The organism is Streptomyces sp. CAI-85 (genome assembly GCF_013363615.1).
GTDB lineage: Bacteria > Actinomycetota > Actinomycetes > Streptomycetales > Streptomycetaceae > Streptomyces > Streptomyces antibioticus_B.
Genome location: NZ_JAANNX010000135.1, coordinates 1 through 4,083, shown reverse-complemented (window position 1 = coordinate 4,083; position 4,083 = coordinate 1). Strand labels below are relative to the sequence as shown.

At 68.4% G+C, this 4,083-nt stretch carries 3 protein-coding genes; 1 reads left to right on the top strand and 2 read right to left on the bottom strand.

Annotated features, from left to right (window positions below):
* A partial coding sequence (gene pyk, locus G6W55_RS36985; protein ID WP_175524983.1) for a pyruvate kinase occupies positions 1-743 on the bottom strand: 743 nt, incomplete at its 3' end.
* A 264-nt stretch (positions 744-1,007) separates the two neighbouring features.
* Between pyk and G6W55_RS36980 the strand changes: the two genes are divergently transcribed.
* A complete protein-coding gene (locus tag G6W55_RS36980) occupies positions 1,008-2,813 on the top strand; it encodes a bifunctional UDP-sugar hydrolase/5'-nucleotidase (protein WP_175524982.1) in 1,806 nt (601 codons plus the stop codon).
* Between the two features lie 22 nt (positions 2,814-2,835).
* Here G6W55_RS36980 and G6W55_RS36975 read toward each other — a convergent pair.
* The coding region (locus tag G6W55_RS36975; protein ID WP_175524981.1) for a lysine N(6)-hydroxylase/L-ornithine N(5)-oxygenase family protein at positions 2,836-4,083 on the bottom strand (1,248 nt) is incomplete at its 5' end.

Below are 4,083 nucleotides of genomic sequence, written 5' to 3'. Positions count from 1 at the left end.
TCGACGCCGAGGTCGCCGCGGGCGACCATGATGCCGTCGAAGGCGGCGACGATGTCGTCGATGTTCTCGACGGCCTGGGGTTTCTCGACCTTGGCGATGACGGGGAGCCGGCGTCCCTCCTCGTCCATGATGCGGTGGACGTCGGTGATGTCCTTGCCGCTGCGGACGAAGGACAGGGCGATGACGTCGACGCCGGTGCGCAGGGCCCAGCGGAGGTCTTCCTCGTCCTTCTTGGAGAGGGCGGGGACGGAGACGGCGACGCCGGGGAGGTTGAGGCCCTTGTGGTCGGAGACGATGCCGCCTTCGAGGACGCGGGTGCGGACGCGGGGGCCGTCGACGGAGGTGACTTCGAGGCAGACCTTGCCGTCGTCGACGAGGATGCGTTCGCCGGGGGTGACGTCGTCGGCGAGGCCGCCGTAGGTGGTGCCGCAGTGGTGGCGGTCGCCGGCGACGCCTTCTTCGACGGTGATGGTGAAGGTGTCGTCGCGTTCAAGGAGTACGGGGCCTTCGGCGAAGTGTCCGAGGCGGATCTTCGGGCCTTGAAGGTCGGCGAGGACGCCGACGCTGTGGCCGGTCTCGTCGGACGCCTTGCGTACGTGGCGGTAGCGCTCCTCGTGTTCGGCGTGTCCGCCGTGGCTGAGGTTCAGTCGGGCGACGTCCATTCCGGCTTCGACGAGGGCCTTGATCTGGTCGAAGGTGTCGGTGGCGGGGCCCAGGGTGCAGACGATTTTCGCTCGGCGCATGGGTCGAGCCTATGGCTTACCGATCGGTAGCGAATGGGGAGGACATGACCGCCCAACAAGCGTCAAATGAAGCGTAGTTGACAACTGTTGAAGTGTGCGGGGTGCCGCTCCTATGAGCGCCTCGTGGACCATCGGATGATCCGATCCGACCCCGCCGGTCATCAGATCGCAACCTCCGGGGTCTGTTGCGGTTAGTCATGTCCGAGTCAGAATCTACGCGCGTTACCCACGCGCGTTGTTCGCCTTTGCCGAGGAGCACGAGACATGCCGCTGAACCGCCGGAAGTTCCTGAAGAAGTCCGCCGCGACCGGGGCGGGGGTGGCGGTCGCGAGCGCGGCCGGGGCCCCGGCGGCGCACGCCGTCCAGGCGGGCAGGCCGGCGCAGAAGCAGAAGCGGTACGCGCTGACCGTGATGGGGACGACGGACCTGCACGGCCATGTCTTCAACTGGGACTACTTCAAGAACGCCGAGTACCAGGACACGGCGGGCAACGCGCAGGGCCTGGCCCGCATCTCGACGCTGGTCAACCGGGTACGGGCGGAGAAGGGCCGCTGCAACACGCTGCTGCTGGACGCGGGTGACACCATCCAGGGCACGCCGCTGACGTACTACTACGCCAAGGTCGACCCGATCACCGCCAAGGGCGGTCCGGTGCATCCGATGGCGCAGGCGATGAACGCGATCGGGTACGACGCGGTGGCGCTGGGCAACCATGAGTTCAACTACGGCATCGAGACGCTGCGCGCGTTCGAGCGGCAGTGCCGTTTCCCGCTGCTGGGCGCGAACGCGGTGGACGCGAAGACGCTGAAGCCCGCGTTCCCGCCGTACTTCATGAAGTCGTTCCCTGTGAAGGGCGCGCCGCCGGTGAAGGTGGCGGTGCTGGGGCTGACCAACCCGGGTATCGCGATCTGGGACAAGGCGTACGTGCAGGGCAAGCTGGCGTTCCCGGGGCTTGAGGAGCAGGCGGCGAAGTGGGTGCCGAAGCTGCGGTCGATGGGCGCGGACGTGGTGGTGGTGTCGGCGCATTCGGGGTCGTCGGGGACGTCGTCGTACGGTGACCAGTTGCCGTACGTGGAGAATTCGGCGGCGCTGGTGGCGCAGCAGGTGCCGGGGATCGACGCGATCCTGGTGGGGCACGCGCATGTGGAGATCCCCGAGCTGAAGGTGACGAACGCGAAGACGGGGAAGACGGTGGTGCTGTCGGAGCCGCTGGCGTTCGCGGAGCGGCTGTCGGTGTTCGACATCGAGCTGGTGTTCGCCAAGGGGCGCTGGTCGGTGGAGTCGGTGGCGTCGAAGGTGCTGAACTCCAACACGGTCGCGGACGACAGGAAGATCACCAAGCTGTTGTCGGACGAGCACGCGAAGGTGGTGGCGTACGTCAATCAGGTGGTGGGTACGGCGACGGCGACGCTGACGACGGTCGAGGCGCGGTACAAGGACGCACCGATCATCGACCTGATCACCACGGTGCAGGAGGACGTGGTGCGGGCGGCGCTGGCGGGGACGTCGTACGCGTCGCTGCCGGTGATCTCGCAGGCGTCGCCGTTCTCGCGGACCTCGGAGATCCCGGCGGGGAATGTGACGATCCGGGATCTGTCGAGTCTGTACGTGTACGACAACACGCTGGTGGCGAAGGTGATGACGGGTGCGCAGATCAGGGCGTACCTGGAGTACTCGGCGGAGTATTTCGCGCGGACGGCGGCGGACGCGGTGGTCGATGTGGAGAAGCTGACGAACGCGGGTGGCCGTCCGGACTACAACTACGACTATGTGTCGGGGTTGTCGTACGACATCGACATCGCGCAGGCGCCGGGTTCGCGGATCCGGAATCTGACGTTCGAGGGTGTGGCGCTCGACGACGCGCGGGAGTTCGTGTTCGCGGTGAACAACTACCGGGCGAACGGCGGCGGTGCGTTCCCGCATGTGGCCTCCGCCCTTGAGGTGTGGTCGGAGTCGACGGAGATCCGGACGCGGATCGCGGAGTGGGTGACCGCGAAGGGTGTGCTGGATCCGGCGGACTTCGCGTCGGTGGACTGGAGGCTCACGCGGGACGGTGTGCCGGTGTTCTAGCCGGTCGGTGGGTCTGACGGCCTCAGGTTCCGTCGCGCAGGGGTGTCGGTGTGCGGTACCGGCGTGCGGGCGGGATCTGGGGCTGTCGGGGTGTGTGGCCGTGTTCGAGGCCGAAGGTGGTGAAGGCGGTGCGGGCGGGGAGGGGGTAGTTGTCCTTGCCGGTGAGGGTGTTGAGGAGGGTGGCGCTGCGCCAGGCGGCGAGGCCGAGGTCGGGGGCGCCGACGCCGTGGGTGTGGCGTTCGGCGTTCTGGACGTAGATGTGGCAGCCGGTGTCGGTGATGCGGGGGTCGAGGTCGAGGCGGTAGTGGTCGTCGATGCGGGGGCGGCGGGCCTGGTCGCGGCGGAGGTGGGGGTCGAGTCCGGCGAGGATGCGGTCGAGGGGGCGTTCGCGGTGGCCGGTGGCGAGGACGACGGCGTCGGTGGTGAGGCGGGTGCGGGTGTTCTGCTGGAGGTGTTCGAGGTGGAGTTCGATGCGGGTGCCGGCGATGCGTCCGGCGGTGCGGACGTGGACTCCGGGGGTGAGGACGGCGTCGGGCCAGCCGCCGTGCAGGGTGCGGCGGTACAGCTCGTCGTGGATGGCGGCGAGGGTGTCGGCGTCGACGGCCTTGTGGAGTTGCCACTGGGCGGCGACGAGGCGGTCGCGGACGGGTTCGGCGAGGCGGTGGAAGTAGCGGGTGTAGTCGGGGGTGAAGTGTTCGAGGCCGAGTTTGGAGTACTCCATGGGGGCGAACGCGTGGGTGCGGCCGATCCAGTGGAGGCGTTCGTGTCCGGCGGGGCGGGCTCTGAGGAGGTCGAGGAAGACCTCGGCGCCGGACTGTCCTGATCCGACGACGGTGATGTGGTCCGCGGCGAGGAGGGTGTCGCGGTGGGTGAGGTAGTCGTTGGCGTGGACGACGGGGACGCCGGGGGCTTCGGCGAGGGGGCGGAGCGGGTCGGGGACGTGGGGTTCGGTGCCGATGCCGAGGACGACGTTGCGGGTGTAGGTGCGGCCGAGGGCCTCGGCTTCGCCGTCGGTGTCGAGCTGGGTGAAGTCGACTTCGAAGACGTCGCGTTCGGGGTTCCAGCGGACGGCGTCGACCTGGTGGCGGAAGTGCAGGCCGGGGAGGTGTTCGGCGGCCCAGCGGCAGTAGGCGTCGTATTCGGCGCGCTGGATGTGGAAGTGCTCGGCGAAGTAGAAGGGGTAGAGGCGTTCGCGGGTGCGGAGGTAGTTGAGGAAGCTCCAGGGGCTGGTGGGGTCGGCGAGGGTGACGAGGTCGGCGAGGAAGGGGAC